Raw genomic sequence first — 16,531 nt, forward strand, 5'->3', positions numbered from 1 at the left:
ATAAAATATTAAAGAGAGAAAATAAAAAACTTAAAAAAGAAAAAGATGATATCTTATCTTCCAACAGCTGGAAATTAACATCTCCTCTTAGAAAAATAAAAAACATTAAATGAAATTATTTTTTAAAATGGTGTAATAATGAAGCTTACTGTAATAGGAACTGGCTATGTAGGGCTTGTAACGGGAACCTGTTTTGCGGATATGGGAAACAGGGTTTATTGCGTGGATATTGTAGAGGAAAAGATAGAAGGGCTTAAAAAAGGAATAATGCCTATTTACGAACCTCATCTTAGAACCATGGTCATGGACAACCAGGCAAGAAGAGACTTGATTTTTACAACAGACATCAAAGAGGCATTGGACAACTCAGATATAATATTCATAGCCGTCGGAACACCAATGAATGATGATGGAAGTGTTAATCTGAATTATATAATGTCTGCTGCAAGTGATATTGGAAACAACATATCTAAAGATTCCCTTGTGGTTGTAAAATCAACAGTGCCTGTTGGAACTGGTTTTAAAGTCAAAGAGCATATTGAAAATATTATTAAAGAGAGAAATCTTGATATTGAAATTGATATCGCATCAAATCCTGAATTCTTAAAGGAAGGAGTAGCTGTGGAAGACTGCATGAGGCCTGACAGGGTTGTTATCGGTGCAGAAAATGAGGAAGTATTCAACACTCTTAAAAAACTCTACGCACCTTTTGTATCCAATCATGATAGGTTTGTTCTAATGGATGTTAAAAGCTCTGAAATGACAAAATATGTTGCAAATGCAATGCTTGCAACTAAAATATCATTTATCAATGAAATAGCTAATATCTGCGAGCTTACCGGAGCAAATGTTAAAAATGTTAGACTTGGAATAGGAAGCGACAAAAGAATAGGATACAACTTCATCTATGCCGGATGTGGCTATGGAGGATCATGCTTCCCTAAAGATGTTCAGGGCCTGATTGATACCGCTGAATCTAATGGATATACACCTAAACTATTATCAAATGTCGAACTGGTAAACAAAGAACAGAAGATGGTGCTTGTCAATAAGATTGTTAAGAGATTTGGTGAAGACTTGAGCAATATGATTTTTGCTATCTGGGGCCTTGCATTCAAGCCAAATACGGATGATGTAAGGGAGGCTTCTTCACTTGTCATCATTTCAGAATTAATAAAAAGAGGGGCTAAAGTTAGAGTCTATGATGCTAAAGCCATGGAAACATTTAAATCAGCTATTCCGAATTATCTGGACTCATTAAAACAAGTAAACAAAATTGAATATGAGCAATACAAATACGATGCATTAATTGATTGTGATGCTTTGGTTTTAATAACCGAGTGGAAAGAATTCAGAAATCCTGACTTTGATGAAATAGCTAAGCTCTTAAATCAAAAAATCATATTTGATGGCCGAAATATTTACAACTCTGAAATCAAAGAAAAAGGATTTGAACTGTATCAAATAGGCTGTTAAATTCCCAGTCAAATAGCCACAAAATTCCATTTATAGTTTGACAAGAAAGACATGGTTTTATATGTAATTTAAAACTGGTTATGATATATAATTAGAAAATAATTTTTAATGTCAAGCCCTGATTTTATGAATTTTTTAAAATTGGCATGCGGAAATCATATAAATTTAAAATTAATCTTGTAAACTTAAATCTAATAATATTATAGTTTCATGGCCATTAGAGGAAATAATGAGCAAAAAAATCATCTCTTTTCAATGAATTGTTTAAGCATTCGAAGAGGCTTGGTTACCTTCCAACTTGTGGAATTCATTATCTCCTTGTTTTTTTGCCTAAGCTTTTTGTTTTTATCTTTTAATTCATTATTTTTATAATGGAAGTTGCGGTTTTTTCTATCTAACTTATTGATTTTGATGTTTAAGGATTTGTTCTCTCTTTTCAGATTTTTTTCGCTTTCTAAAAGTCCATGAATATACTGGAGCAATTCATTTTTAAGTTCAGTAGCCTTTTCAATGGAATATGGATACAGATTGAATGAATTTTCCTCAAATAATACTATGTAAGAATCAGCAGCAAAATAATTAATCAAATCAGCCAAAAGGCATTCTTCTCTAAATTTAATTTCGTTGCTCATAAAAACCTCACTATCATTTTCATGATAAACTATTTTCAGTTCTAAATTAGTCTCTTCATCATCAAGAGGTATTTCAAAATTAAAGCAACGTTTAAAATGCCAATCTATGCCTAAAAATCGTTTGACAGTCGAATTATTTCTAAAAAATTCTTCAGATTCTTTAAAAACTTGTTTTTTTCCATTAACTGAAGTTTTAATAGCTTCAAATCTCAAGGTATTATAATCGCATGAACTTGTAAAAGTTCCAGAAATCCTTAAGACACCATCTTCAATCCCTATAATATCCAGATAGATTCTGTGATTGTGTAAATAATTTATTGTAAAATCTCCAGTCATTAATTGAATCTCTCCACAATCAGTAACAGTATCTATATGGAAGTCCTTTTCATTTTTCAAATACATTAAAAGATACCTGACATAACTTTTTTTGATGATACGGGAATCATTTATCACTTCATCATCAATATTTCTTAGGATTTCCTGAAAAATTTCCCAAAATTCTATAATGTCATCTTCTGTAAGGAAAACTGGAAAATCTGAAAGCTTATCATACCATTGGATATTATAGGCAACCATATATTGGATAAACTTTGGAAGATTCCCCTCTTTTTCCTTTGAATATTCTATTAAATGGATGTATAAATTTTTTAGAAGGTAACTGTAATACTCTTTCCTTTGATAGGATGTATCGATTAGTGAAGATTTGCTTTCCCTTTTTCTATAAAAATAACTTGAAGTGCTAATAACTCCAAGCTTCTTCCTGTTCAATAAGATTTTGTTGACTATTAAAGCATCATATCCATGTGGTAATACCGTATCGAATTCTAAACCATCAAAAGCCTCTTTTTTGATAAAAGATGATGCTATTGACAGTTGAGGATTATATGGTTCCTCAATCAAGTCAATGACACGTGTGGAAGTGAATTTATAGTTTAAAAAATGAGGGCCTGTTCTACCTTCAAAATATATTAATGGAATTGAAACAATATCAACCTCATCTTTATATTTTTCAAAGAAATTATGAACATCCTCAAAAGTATTTGAAGATAAACAATCATCACTATCTAAAAAATTAACATATTTGCCATGAAGATGTTTCAATCCAAAGTTGAATGCAGTCGCCTGACCTCCATTTTCTTTGGAAAACACCTTAATATTATCAGGATATCTTTTCTGATATTCCAATGCAATATCCTTGGAATTATCCGGACTACCGTCATCAACTATAACCAATTCTATATTTTCTTCAAAACCAATTGACTGGTTTATTAAAGAGTCAATAGCCTCTGCAAGATATTCTTCAACATTATATATCGGCATTAAAACCGAAAATTCGAAATCATCACCCATAAAACCACAACTTTATAAAAGAATCAATAAAGAAACTGTAGAAACTTAAACGTCTTCTAAACTAATAAATGACATCTTTTTATATATTAATATATAAGTAAAATTTCTGATTTAATAATTACCAAAACACATTTTCCCAATCAAAGTTAAACAATCAAACATTCATTTTATCAATCAGAATCCCTTTTTGGCCGACATAATCACCAATGCCATTAATAACAAGTTTTTCTATGCCAACTCCCGAATAATCAATTTTTTCAATACGGTAATCCATGCCTTCCTCCAATATTTCCCCCTTCATAGTGAGAATTCTCTCGCCATTTTCCTCAAGATACTTGGCTTTTTTAATGTTTTCCTTAATTTCAAATTCTATTGTTTTCATACCTTCATAAATGCCTACTCCTTCAATATAACAGGTTGCAGTGCCAATATCCTTATTATTTTCATATCTTAATCTAAAATCAAGATCTTTAATGAGTTTTTTGCCGTTTAAACTAATCTTTATTCTTGGAAGTTTTATTTTTTTGCCGGTATGAGGCTGATTATCAACTCTTTCTACGACTGCATCATTAATATCAAATCTTTTAGCCTTTTGGGGAAAGATATTGGTATTATAAATATAGTCTATCAATCTGTCAGTATTACTGCCATCATTGAATTCAACAATATCCCTGTATTTTTTAATGTGTTCTTCACTTTGACTGCCATAATAGTTCCTTTCAATCATTTCGGTAAGCTCATCATAATCATATGCTATATCCGCAAATGCATTGTCTTCATTTAATTTTAAATCTATGCCAAGATTGCTCAAGCACATCTCTTTTTCCATCCATGCAAATATCACATTAGACCCCCTATAAAATGCATCATATGAAATTGAAGAGTAATCTGTAATTAAAAGACAAGTTTCCTTTAGTAATTCATCATAACTATACTCTTCACTCATATACTTTTCCAAATCTGTTTTACCGATGATTGCATTTACAAGAGGGTGTGGTATGAAGATTATTTTATCTTTCAAATCATCAGGAACACTTTCGATAATTTTTTTGGAAAAATTGTAATATGTGGAGTTCAGGGCATCATCTCTTATTACAGAATGTTCAAAACTTCTTGAAGTCGGCATAATAAGAATCTTATCAGCACCCTCATGTTTAACAGAGTGATCAAATTTAGGTAGTCCGGACTTTATTAAATCCTCCCTATCAAATTTTCCATCTTCTATGAAATGATTGGCTTCTGTTTCTGATGAAACCACCACATAAGAATTATCTGCAAATCCTCCACCTTTTTCAAAGTCCCATCTACCTTTTAGAGAATATGCAAACATTACTCCATGCTGAAGGAATATGTAATAATAATTTCCCCAATACTGTCTTCTACGAGTCAATGAATTGTATGTTGCCAGATCTATCACATGATTAATCGATTCAGTTGTAATGAATGCCTTGGCATTGAAGTATTCATAATAATGCTTAAATGAATTCTTTTCAATCAAATTATGTCTGTATTTTTCGCCGACTTTGTTTTGATACTCACTATCTTTGCTTAATATGAAGTAAACATTTTTACATCCGTCATCTATCAGTTTTTCATAGACATATTTCGCACTCTCTTCATACTTGCCGCAGAATTTTTCATAAAGAATGATAGAATGGGTATTGTCACCTTTTTTAATATCACTACGATATTGGTTAAATGCTTTTTTTATCTTTTTTTGCTCTTTAACATCATCAGTAATGTTTATTTCTCTAAACGCTAAAGACAGGTAACCTTTCCAGGTTTCATATAAAAAAATGCTGTGATTATCATAATAAACCAAGTCACTATAATAAAGTTCACGGTCATTATATTTTTTATTCTCTTCTGATTTATTAAAGAATTTATTTTTCAGTCTTAATGATAAATTTCGCAAGGTTAAAAATTTCTTTCTAAATGAAAACCCATTTTCATCAATATATTCAAGATAAATTCCAGCCGTTCTCCCCTTAATGCTTATGGATTCATATGGAATCTCTACAATATACTTATCAGACTTTTTAGAGAATGTATAATTGTTATAACCGATATTTACATGATATTTGCTCAAATCATAACCTTTGTGTTTATTTGTCATGACTATGAATTCTATAATGATTTTATCTTTTTTCATATGTACTGATTCGGCTTTAGGTTTGAAGTCAAAAATTCGATTGTATACATGTTTGCTACGATCTAAAACAATGCTTATCTTGTTATTTTTAAATAGAGCATTGTAGTGTTCGTCTTGCCTTACTGTAAAACCATTTTCCAAATTAAATTGCTTAAATTCAACTATGCCTTCTTCTTTCATTATACCACCCAATAAATTAGTTTTAATAATATGCCATTAAACTCTAAAAAACAAAAAGTTCCTTTAAAGATTAAAATTCAGATTTTTAATTTGGAATTAATGTTTTAGAATCCAATCATAAACACGTTTTGAATTGTTTTTATCATTGAATTTAAAAAATTTTAAAACCCTGCTGATATATTTATCCTCCATTTTACAATCATTATCAATGTATTCAATAATCTTTTCGCTTAAGATGTTCTCATCATCGATTATATCTCCGAATGTGCTTACCTCATCATCAATCAAGGCATCCCCTTCAAAATGATAATCATTGCCATACTGGTAATATATTACCGGTTTTTTAAGATATGCAAAATCAAAATTAACAGAAGAATAATCAGTAATCATCAATGAGGATTCACATAGAACATCGTGAAATTTTCTTTCAGTATCCACAGTTACATTTTCCGTATCAAATGAATCCAAGAACCTCATAGAATTTGGGTGAGGCTTAAAAACTATGTCATAACCTTTTTCATTAGCGAAATCTATGACTTTTTTATCATTTAACAAATTATTCCATCTTTTAAAGTATTCGGAACTTAACAAAGCCTCTTCAGAAATTATGTCTTTTCTCCAAGTTGGAATGATAACAATTTCTTTTTTAAGGTTTTCATTAGTCAGATTATCATATCTTGGAAAACCCAGTTCCTGAATAATCTTTTCATCATAATTATATGTCCTAACAAATGCTTCCCAATCATAATCAGACACAGTAAGTATAAGAGAGAAATTAATATCATATTTTCTAAGCCAGCTACTCATATCATATTTTCCAACACCATGCTGAAGGAAATAAACCGGAGGGGATGATATTCCTTGAACTAGTTTAAGATTATAATCTGCAAAGGGATTAATATGTTTTTTATAACCTTGTGATGAAATCAACTTTTTTACATGCATATAGTAAAATTTATGTTTAAATGAACCAAAGGATAGAATTTGATTGCCGTACTCTTTCTTAAGCTTTTTATATTCCCGACAATCTTTTTGAACTGCAAAATATTTGACTATTCCATCATCCAGGCTTGCGGCATATCTAAATAAATGCTCTCCATTATCACCGGTATTCTCTCTCCTATCCATGAACAAGTATATGTCTTTATTTTTCATCCATGATGAAGATATTAAATACAAAAGCCTATAAAATATTGAACGTCCAAAGTATTTAGGTCTTGAGATCAAAATGGATTTTATTGAACTAAATTCATAACGAAGGGCCTTTTTATAGCTAAATGGCATGATAATAAATGTTTTATTTACAACCGCAAGGATTTGATTATCTCTTATGTAATAATGGCTAAATTTAGATATCTCAGCAAATTTTCTAAAGGCAATATTGTTTTTCATGACAATCTTCTTACCGTTCTCTTCATAAATCATGTGGAAATCTATTTTAGTTTCTCCATTTTTATCTATAGGAATTTTAAATTCAAAATTGTAATCAAATCTCCAGTCGATTCCCAATATTCTAATTGTTTCACGAGGGGTCATCGGATATTCCACATCTCGACCTTTGAAAGTTACTTTCTTGCCATTATAAGTCTTAATAGCCTCTATATTTAACACATCTTTCTTACAGGAGCTTACATAATTACCGGACAAATTCAATACTCCTTCTTTAAGTTCTATGATATCAAAGAAAATTCTATGATTTTCTAATCGGTTAATCGTATAGTCACCTGTTTTTAAACAAGTATATCCCTCTTCATCTTCAGATATGTGGAATTCCTTCTTATTTTTTATATAACACAGATAGTCCCCAAAGTAGGATATTTTTTCACCTATAACAAAAGGATTGGTTAAAACATCATCATTTATATTTTCAAGAAGTTCATAGAACAAATTCCAGAATTCAGTAATCTCCCCCTCATCCATATCCTCAGGAAATTTAGAAATTCCATTATAGAATGTAAGGGCATATGTGATAATACATTGAATAAACTTAGGAGCTTTACCTTTTTTATTTGCAGAAATATGTTTATCTTTTTCTATAGAATTAAGAACATTGTTTTCATCATCTGCTGTATTAAAAACATTCTTGTTTTCAACAGAGTAGTCATATAATTCCTTTAAAGATTTAAGCCTATAACTGTAAAATTCCTTTTTACTTGGAGCCGTATTTTTTAATGAGTTTGAATCAAATCGTCTATAGAAATACTCGCAATCCTTCACCAAACCTATCTTATTATTTTGAAGAAGTATTTTATTAATGAAAATTAATCCTTCATCAAAAACGGCCAGGGTGTCAAATTTTAAATCTCCTATTGATTCTCTTCTGAAAAAACATGAATTGACGGAAGATTGGAGAAATACGGAATTTTCATTTAAATAAAAGATGCGGTTCTTTGAATCTTCATTCCTGTTAAACTTATTATTTAAAGCATGATTATAATTATTAAAGAAGTATATAGGTATGGAAACCACATTCACATCTTCATTTTTATTAAAGAATTTATTTACTGACCACAATACATTTGCTGATAATTTATCATCGCTATCTAGAAAATGGATGTATTCACCTTCAGCAAATTCCATACCATAATTTCTTGCTGCACCTGGCCCTTTATGCTTCTGGGTATACAGATTAATAAAATCATAATCTTTTGCATAATCTTCTAAGATAGATAGTGAATTATCATGAGATCCATCATTGATACAGATAATCTCGAAGTCTTTAAAATTTTGCTTTAAAACACTATCCAAACATTCTTTGATAGTGTTTTCTGAATTAAAAACAGGAATTATAATTGAAAATTTAACCATACATTATCTCCAGAGATTTTATTGATTTTTTATAGTTAATTATTCTTATGGATTTATAAACATCTTAAAATATTAAAATACTAGAACTTAAAAACCAAAAAAATAAAACATTCAAAAAGTACAATTTCCACTTTTTAATGATGAATTGAAGTTAAAACACGGCCTTATCATCTCATTTGCTTAATTAAAATTATCTTTTGCTTTATAATTATTATTTTTAAAGTTTTCATAAGTATTTTTATTATTTAAAGCACCAACTGATTATTAGACTTTTAATATTCCAATCAATATATATAATTTATGAGTACTATTATTAATAGTTAATATTTATATTTGAACGGGACTGTCACTTTTTTCAAAAAATATTTATTAAAGATTAACAATATATGAAATAATAATAGTTAATTAAATTAAATAAAGGGAGAACTGGGTATGAAATTCAAGAGAAAAATATTATTATCCTTATTTTTAGTATTTGTTTTGGCCGCTTCCGCATCAATTGCATCAGCAAGTGAAGATGCTGATGGCCAAATCAGTTCTTCCAGCATTGATGAGGATTCCAGCTTAAATAGTGCTGATTCCATAAGCATGGATTCAAGCTCATCAGATATTGAAGTTGAAGCAAGTGGGAATGATAATGTTCAAGCAAGCACTGAAAACATCGATATTCAAACTGCAAGCAGCAAAAAAGACCTTTATGTAAATGTCTATGGAGGACAGTACAAAGAGGGAAGCAAAGTCGAAATAGAACTTAAAATGCTGGACAAGGCCGACTATTACACAGAAGAGTCTGTATTATCCCATACCATTAAAAATGTTACCATTGCCGTCGCAGGAAAGACATACAATTACAACATCCCTGCAGGAGCATATGAAGAGGACGGATGCTACCTTAACCTGGGAAATGATTTTACTTCCGGAAACTATACTTTGACCGTCAAGATTCCGGAAAACAAGTACTACAATGCAAAGACATTCACATTTAAAAATGCTGTTCGAATAATATCCAAGGACAACAAGGCAATCACTGAAATAGACAAATACGATATTATTCCAAGCAATACCTTTTCAGGAATTACCGGGGATGTCTACTTGTGGATACGCAATGGAATTGACGACTTGAACGTGACTGGAAATGTAACAGTCACATTGACAAGCTCCAAAACCACAAAAACATATACTGGAACTGTAAAGGACAACGAAGCATATGTGAATGTGGGAGATGATCTTCCTGCTGGAAAGTATTCAATAAAAGTCCGATATTCAGGAGACGAATATCATAATCCGACAAGCACTGTTACAGCATATCAAAAATTCATAGTGTATGATTCATCAAACAAGATTCCTGTTGAATCCATGTCAATATCAGTTAAAAACAATACAAAGGGACAAAAGTGCATTGTGAAACTGAACTTGAAGGATAACAAGATAAACAATATCGACATGAGCGGAAAGGCCTTAATCACTATCAAGAAGAACAAGAAGACAATAAAAACATACAAGGTCACTGTCAATAAAAACGGCAAGATCACTTATTCAATCGGCAAGAAACTGGCTATTGGAAAATACACAATCAAGGTCAAGTACTATGGAAACAAGTATTATAAAAGCTTTGCAAAGAGCAAAACATTCAGCATAACCAAATGCCATCTCAAGTTTTCAAATGCCACAAAAGAGATTAAAAAGTCAAAAGCGAGAAAAGCAAAGATCAAGATAACCTTGAAAACCAATTATAAGAAAGCTTTAGCCAAGAAAACTGTTTATATTAAAATAAACAGGAAGACCTACACGGCTAAGACCAATAAGAAGGGAGTAGCTACTTTCAAGGTCAAACTTCCTAAAGTCAAAAAGACCTACAAGTACAAGGTTACCTTCAAGGGCGACAAAAGCAACTACAAGAAGACCTATAAAGGAAAATTAGCAGTCAAATAGAATTTTTATTAAAAAGCAATAGCTTCGGCTATTGCCTCTCTTATTATTTTTTAATAATCTCTTTTTATCTTTATACAATTTTACACGAAAAATTCCAATACTTCTATTCAAGAATAAATTTTAAATCAATACGCATACTCAAAGATTTAAATTATTTTACCATATGGAAATAAGCTATTTTAAATAACTTATTATAATAGTTAATATAAATATTAAAACATAATGTTAAATTATCATATTATAAAAACTATTATAAGGAGATAAAATGGTTCCAAAAGTAATGATTATTTTAGGAAGCGCTTCTGATCGTAAAATTGCTGAAAAGGCAACAAAGATATTGGAAAAGCTTCAGATTCCATACAGTCTTAAAGTGGCTTCAGCTCACAGGACTCATGACAAGGTCAAAGGACTTGTCATTGATGGTACAAAAGATGGCGTTGAAGTATTCATAGCTATTGCAGGACTTGCAGCACACCTGCCGGGAGCAATAGCTGCTTATACACATCGTCCTGTAATCGGAGTTCCTGTGGATGGAGCGATTGAAGGACTTGATGCATTATACGCATGCGTTCAAATGCCTTATCCAATAGCTGTTCCAACAGTTGGAATAAACAGGGGAGACAATGCAGCCATCCTTGCAGGACAGATAATAGCTTCCCATGATGATGATGTCAAGGCAAATATTTCAAAACTACGTGAAGAATATCAGCAGAAAGTTGAAAATGGTGAAAAAGAGCTTTTAGCAGATATTGAAGGTGAATATCTAGACAAGGACTACCTTTCTGATGTGACTTATGAAAAAACAGAGTATAATGAGACATTGGATAATATTCCGGATGTCATGATACTGGCCGGAAGCCATTCAGACAGTGCTATTGCACAAAAAACTGCAGTTCTGCTAGAAAGAATGCATGTGGATTACAAGCTTGACTATATTTCTCCTGTAAGGGATGTTGAAGCATTTGAGGAATATATGGCAAAAAGAGCCAATGCCAAGGTCTTCATAGCAATCAGCGGACTTTCAAGTGTAGTGGCCGGATCCATTGTGGCATTAAGTGAAAAGCCTGTAATCGGAGTTCCATGCGAGAAGAAGCTTGCTGGACAAGACGCCTTGTATTCAATGGTGAACATGCCTCCAGGAATGCCGATTGGAACCGTCGGCATTGACAATGGAAAGAATGCGGCAATAGTGGCTGGTGAGATACTGGCTCTGACTGATAAGAAAGTTGAAGAGCGTTTGAAATGGATTAGAAGCAAGTCAGGTGATTTATAAAAACCGTTACAAATTCATGATAAATAGTGTAAAAACCATTGAAAACATGATAAATTTTATGAAAATTATCATAAAACATGATAAAAATATGATAAATCGCCCAAACTTATGATAATTTATCATGAAACATGATAGATTTAATAAAAAGATTGTAAAATCATTAAAATTCTAAAAAATCATCATGATGAATTAAAAAAACTATCATAAAACGTGATAAAAACCTAAAAAAATCATTATAAATTTTTAAATTTGATAAACTATACTAAATTAAACTTATTATTTAAAAAAACCTATTAAAGTGATTATTATGGCAGAAATGAAGATTATTCAAATTGATCAGGAAGTTGACCCAATATATGAGGCAACTCAGATATTAAAGGAATATCCAAAGGATACTGTAATACTTAACAATGTCAAAGGCTTTGACATGCCTGTAGTATCCGGAATATGCAACACACGTCAGAAAATTGCTGATTCCCTTGGATGCGAAGTCAGTGAAATTACTCAAAAGATTATTGATGGAATGAACAATCCAATTCCAGTAACCAATTTCATCGACCCTAAGGAAGAGTATGCTGCAAAAAGAGCGGATTTAAGCAAAATCCCTATCCTCACCCACTACAAGCGTGATGCTGGAGCATATATTACAGCAGGTGTCGTATTTGCAAAAGACCCTGACACAGGAATTCAAAACGCTTCAATTCACAGAATGCTTGTATTGGATAAGAAGACATTGGCTATCCGTATTGTACCTAGAAACCTATACACCTATTTCCAAAAGGCAAAAGCACATGGCAAAGACCTGCAGATTGCAATAGCTATTGGAATGGATCCATCAACCCTTCTTGCAAGCACTACTTCAATTCCAATAGATGCTGATGAAATGGAAGTGGCTAATGCATTTAAAGATGGTGAACTAACTCTCGTAAACTGCAAAGGCGACCTTAAAGTACCTGATGCAGATATCATTCTTGAAGGTTCAATTTCCGTTACAGAAACCCACAAGGAAGGGCCTTTTGTTGACTTGACAGATACCTACGACCACATAAGGGACGAGCCTGTTATTAAATTAACCAAGATGTATATCAAAAAGGAGAATGCAATGTATCATGCAATTCTTCCAGCTGGATTCGAGCACAAGTTATTGCAGGGACTTCCTCAGGAGCCTAGGATATACAATGCTGTCAAAAACACACTCCCTACTGTGCAGAATGTTGTATTGACAGAAGGAGGCTGCTGCTGGCTTCATGCTGCCGTTTCAATCAAGAAGCAGACCGAAGGAGATGCAAAGAATGTAATGATGGCAGCTCTTGCCGCTCATCCATCCTTGAAGCACGTTGTCGTGGTTGATGAGGACATTGACATCTTCGACCCTCAGGATATTGAGTATGCAATAGCTACCCGTGTAAAAGGTGACGATGATATCATAATCATTCCTAAGGCAAGAGGCTCATCACTTGACCCTGTGGCAAAGCCTGATGGAACAACTACAAAAGTAGGAGTAGATGCTACCAAATCCGTGCTAGAGCCGGAGAAGTTTGAAAGGGTTAGTTTTAGTGAATAATTAAAATAATCATGAAAAAGAAATCAAGTCTTTATTAAAAAATTATTTCAGGTGAGAGTATGGAAAAAGTTGCTGTCATAGGAGCGGGAGCATTGGGAACCGCATTAGCACAAACTGTGGCTGAAAATGCGGATGAAGTCTATCTGCATTTAAGAAGGGAAGAACTGAAGGAAGAAATAAATTCTGTAAGATTCAACAATGAATATTATCCAAATACTCAATTGAAGGACAACATAATAGCTACTACAGATTATGATGACATAAAGGACTGCAAGGTCATCATACTTGCTATTCCATCTTCTGCATTCAGATCCGTGCTTGAAAATCTTAAAGGAGTACTCCGAGAGGATGCAATACTTGTAACCACTGCAAAGGGAATCGAATATCCCTCTCTTAAAACCATGGGGAAGCTTATTGAAGAGTATTTTGATGACCAGTACGTGGCATTGTCCGGACCTAACTTCGCATCTGAAATCATGCTTAGACTGTCTACTGTGTCAAACATAGCATCAAGAAGCCATGAAAATGCTAAAATAGTCAAATCCGTGCTTGACACTCCACAATTCAAGGTGAAAATCATCGATGATGTTGTAGGACTTGAAATATGCGGTGTTACAAAGAACATCAATGCAATAGCTAATGGTATTTGTGAAGGAATGAACATTAATGAAAATGCCAGATACGGAGTTCTAACAAAAGGTTTTACCGAGACAAAGGACATTATAAAAAGCATTGGCGGAGACGAATCAACTGCAAGTGAATACTGCGGATTTGGAGATCTTGTACTGACTTCCACTTCGCTTGAAAGCAGGAACCATACTCTTGGAATGCTTTACGGCCAGAGACTGATCATTGATGAAAAGGCCAGCGGAGTAGTCTTTGAAGGAAAGAATTCAATAATGGCGATGAAGGACATCTGCAGCAATTATAATATTCAAAGCGTTATTGTGGACTTTGTATATGATGTCATTGTAAATAGGATTCCTCCTAAGATAGCTTTCAGAACCTTGTGGGATAATATTGAATAAATGCTTTATTAATTTTTACAAAATCTTATAAAAAACATTTAAAACCTTTAAAAACTGAAAATAAAGATAATCAATAAATTTAAAAATTTAATAGTGTGATAAAATGATAGGTGTAATACTAGCTGCTGGAATGGGAACCAGACTCAGACCATTGACTGACAACATTCCAAAGGCGCTTCTTGAAATAAACGACATGACATTGCTTGAGAGAATGATTAAGAACTGCATCGATGCGGGAATGAAGAAATTCATAGTTCTTGTAGGATACAAAAAGGAAACCGTTGAGGAAATATGTCCTAAAATAGTTGAAAAATACGATATCGACATCACAATATTGGAAAATGAAAAATATGATGTCACCAATACCTCAGTATCAACCTATATTGCAAGCAAATATATAGAGGAAAACGACAAGGATGACTTCATTCTGGTAAATGGAGACAATGTTGTGGATCCTGAAATCATATCAAGACTTGCAAAAACAAAAAATACCGGAATGATTGTAGACAATTTCAAAGAGCTTAATGAAGAATCATTCAAGCTTATCATTGCCAACGAATCATTTAATGATGACAACACAATAGCTAATGGAAAAATAGAGGATATTGGAAAGGGTCTTGACATTCCATCTTCAACAGGTGAATTCATTGGAGTCTCAAAAGTTGTTTCAGACGACCTTGTTCAATTCAACAGAATACTCGAAGACAAGATTGATGAAGATCCTCAAAACTACTATGACTTCGCATACAAGGATTTAAGTGAGACAACCATTATTGATTATGTATTGACCAACGGCCTTAAATGGACTGAGATAGATGACCACACCGACTGGGAAAATGCTCAGCTATTAGTGGAAGAATTAGAAAACAAATAAGAGTAAACGGAACCAAACCATGCCAACAATAAAGGAAATAATCAGGGACCTGGCAATTGCAGCATACAAGATCGGCTCAATTTTCATTCCAGTCAAAGACAATGTCATTTTATTTGAATCAAGCAATGGCCGTAATTATACTGGAAATCCCAAATATATCTATGAGGAAATGGTAAGACAAGGCCTTGATAAGAAATACAAATGCATCTGGTCTTTTCAAAACCCTGCAATCGAGATTCCTGGAAATGGGGAAAAAATTAAAAGATCAAGATTCAAATTTCTCTATTACAGCAGAAGAAGCAAGTTCTGGATATTTGATTCAAGGCATCAATACTACTTAAGAAAGAATAAAAAAACAAAATACATTCAAACATGGCATGGAACTCCTCTTAAAAAGCTTGCCTTGGATATGGAAAAGGTGAACATGAGCGGTCATCAAAATATAGAAAAATACAGGGAGAATTTTGCCAAAAACACTTCCGCATGGGATTATCTTATATCACAAAACAGCTATTCCTCTGAAATTTTCAAAAGGGCCTTTGCATTTGATGGTGAAATGCTTGAGATAGGCTATCCCCGCAATGATATTCTAATCAATGAAAACAATGAAACCAAGATAAATGAGATAAAAAATAAACTTGGTATAGATAAGAATAAAAAAATTATCCTTTATGCACCGACATGGAGAGATAATGAATATTATGACAGCGGAGTTTACAAGTTTGCAACAGAAATGGATTTTAATGCAATGAAAAATGCATTATCTGATGACTATGTTTTGATTGTGAAATTCCATTATCTTGTAAAGGACAAGATCAACTGGGAGGATTATGGAGATTTCGTTATTGAATGCAATGAAATGTGGGATATTCAAGAGCTTTATCTTATTTCAGATCTTCTAATAACAGATTATTCTTCCGTAATGTTTGATTATGCCCTATTGAACAGACCTATACTATTCTTCACATATGACATGGAGTTCTACAAGGACAATTTAAGAGACTTTTATTTTGATATCAATACCGTTCCCGGACCTCTTATAGAAACCACTGACGAACTTGTTGATTTTATCAAAAACAATACAAAAGAGGAATATTTTGAAAAGTATGGTGGCAAATATCAGGCTTTTAAGGAAAAATACAATGAATTCGATGATGGAAAGGCATCTGAGAATATAATAAAATTAATAAAAGAATTTTAACTATCCATAGAATTTTTTATTAATTTTAACATTTCTTCATCAACTTTTTTTTTATTTTAGG

At 32.4% G+C, this 16,531-nt stretch carries 10 protein-coding genes; 7 read left to right on the forward strand and 3 right to left on the reverse strand.

All coding sequences use genetic code 11. The annotated features are described in order from the left end of the window. Positions 1-138: 138 nt before the first annotated feature. Positions 139-1,476 carry a UDP-glucose/GDP-mannose dehydrogenase family protein gene (locus Q4Q16_RS07830; RefSeq protein ID WP_303347170.1) on the forward strand — a complete coding sequence of 446 codons (1,338 nt, stop codon included), beginning with the start codon at positions 139-141 and terminating at the stop codon, positions 1,474-1,476. A 242-nt stretch (positions 1,477-1,718) separates the two neighbouring features. On the opposite strand, the gene Q4Q16_RS07835 is transcribed toward Q4Q16_RS07830, so the two are convergent. The 3 genes from Q4Q16_RS07835 to Q4Q16_RS07845 form a co-directional block, all read right to left on the reverse strand. Continuing rightward, the gene (locus tag Q4Q16_RS07835; RefSeq protein WP_303347171.1) at positions 1,719-3,458 is read right to left on the reverse strand and encodes a glycosyltransferase family 2 protein; all 1,740 of its coding nucleotides are present in this window, start codon (positions 3,456-3,458) and stop codon (positions 1,719-1,721) included. Between the two features lie 154 nt (positions 3,459-3,612). Continuing rightward, positions 3,613-5,790 (reverse strand): CDP-glycerol glycerophosphotransferase family protein, encoded by a 2,178-nt coding sequence (locus Q4Q16_RS07840; protein WP_303347172.1) that lies wholly within the window; start codon positions 5,788-5,790, stop codon positions 3,613-3,615. Between the two features lie 96 nt (positions 5,791-5,886). Further along, positions 5,887-8,598 carry a CDP-glycerol glycerophosphotransferase family protein gene (locus Q4Q16_RS07845; RefSeq protein ID WP_303347173.1) on the reverse strand — a complete coding sequence of 904 codons (2,712 nt, stop codon included), beginning with the start codon at positions 8,596-8,598 and terminating at the stop codon, positions 5,887-5,889. A 432-nt stretch (positions 8,599-9,030) separates the two neighbouring features. Here Q4Q16_RS07845 and Q4Q16_RS07850 point away from each other — a divergent pair, with 432 nt between their 5' ends. From Q4Q16_RS07850 to Q4Q16_RS07875, 6 genes are all read left to right on the forward strand, one after another. After that, positions 9,031-10,530 carry a hypothetical protein gene (locus tag Q4Q16_RS07850; protein ID WP_303347174.1) on the forward strand — a complete coding sequence of 500 codons (1,500 nt, stop codon included), beginning with the start codon at positions 9,031-9,033 and terminating at the stop codon, positions 10,528-10,530. 265 nt (positions 10,531-10,795) lie between these two features. Further along, entirely contained in the window at positions 10,796-11,803 is a 1,008-nt protein-coding gene (purE, locus tag Q4Q16_RS07855; protein ID WP_303347175.1) for a 5-(carboxyamino)imidazole ribonucleotide mutase, read from the forward strand. Positions 11,804-12,110: 307 nt separating this feature from the next. Continuing rightward, positions 12,111-13,367, forward strand: a complete 1,257-nt coding sequence (locus Q4Q16_RS07860; protein ID WP_303347176.1) for a UbiD family decarboxylase — start codon at positions 12,111-12,113, stop codon at positions 13,365-13,367. Between the two features lie 59 nt (positions 13,368-13,426). Beyond that, on the forward strand, positions 13,427-14,395 hold the full coding sequence (locus Q4Q16_RS07865) for an NAD(P)H-dependent glycerol-3-phosphate dehydrogenase (protein ID WP_303347177.1): 969 nt from the start codon (positions 13,427-13,429) through the stop codon (positions 14,393-14,395). Between the two features lie 103 nt (positions 14,396-14,498). After that, positions 14,499-15,269, forward strand: a complete 771-nt coding sequence (locus tag Q4Q16_RS07870; protein ID WP_303347178.1) for a phosphocholine cytidylyltransferase family protein — start codon at positions 14,499-14,501, stop codon at positions 15,267-15,269. Between the two features lie 19 nt (positions 15,270-15,288). Continuing rightward, entirely contained in the window at positions 15,289-16,470 is a 1,182-nt protein-coding gene (locus Q4Q16_RS07875; protein ID WP_303347179.1) for a CDP-glycerol glycerophosphotransferase family protein, read from the forward strand. Positions 16,471-16,531: the final 61 nt, after the last annotated feature.

Source organism: Methanobrevibacter sp. (assembly GCF_030539875.1).
Lineage (GTDB): Archaea > Methanobacteriota > Methanobacteria > Methanobacteriales > Methanobacteriaceae > Methanocatella.

Coding starts and splice junctions, on each gene's coding strand:
- Q4Q16_RS07830 (WP_303347170.1), top strand. CDS start 139: ATGAAGCTTACTGTAATAGGAACTGGCTATGTAGGGCTTGTAACGGGA.
- Q4Q16_RS07835 (WP_303347171.1), bottom strand. CDS start 3,458: ATGGGTGATGATTTCGAATTTTCGGTTTTAATGCCGATATATAATGTT.
- Q4Q16_RS07840 (WP_303347172.1), bottom strand. CDS start 5,790: ATGAAAGAAGAAGGCATAGTTGAATTTAAGCAATTTAATTTGGAAAAT.
- Q4Q16_RS07845 (WP_303347173.1), bottom strand. CDS start 8,598: ATGGTTAAATTTTCAATTATAATTCCTGTTTTTAATTCAGAAAACACT.
- Q4Q16_RS07850 (WP_303347174.1), top strand. CDS start 9,031: ATGAAATTCAAGAGAAAAATATTATTATCCTTATTTTTAGTATTTGTT.
- purE (WP_303347175.1), top strand. CDS start 10,796: ATGGTTCCAAAAGTAATGATTATTTTAGGAAGCGCTTCTGATCGTAAA.
- Q4Q16_RS07860 (WP_303347176.1), top strand. CDS start 12,111: ATGGCAGAAATGAAGATTATTCAAATTGATCAGGAAGTTGACCCAATA.
- Q4Q16_RS07865 (WP_303347177.1), top strand. CDS start 13,427: ATGGAAAAAGTTGCTGTCATAGGAGCGGGAGCATTGGGAACCGCATTA.
- Q4Q16_RS07870 (WP_303347178.1), top strand. CDS start 14,499: ATGATAGGTGTAATACTAGCTGCTGGAATGGGAACCAGACTCAGACCA.
- Q4Q16_RS07875 (WP_303347179.1), top strand. CDS start 15,289: ATGCCAACAATAAAGGAAATAATCAGGGACCTGGCAATTGCAGCATAC.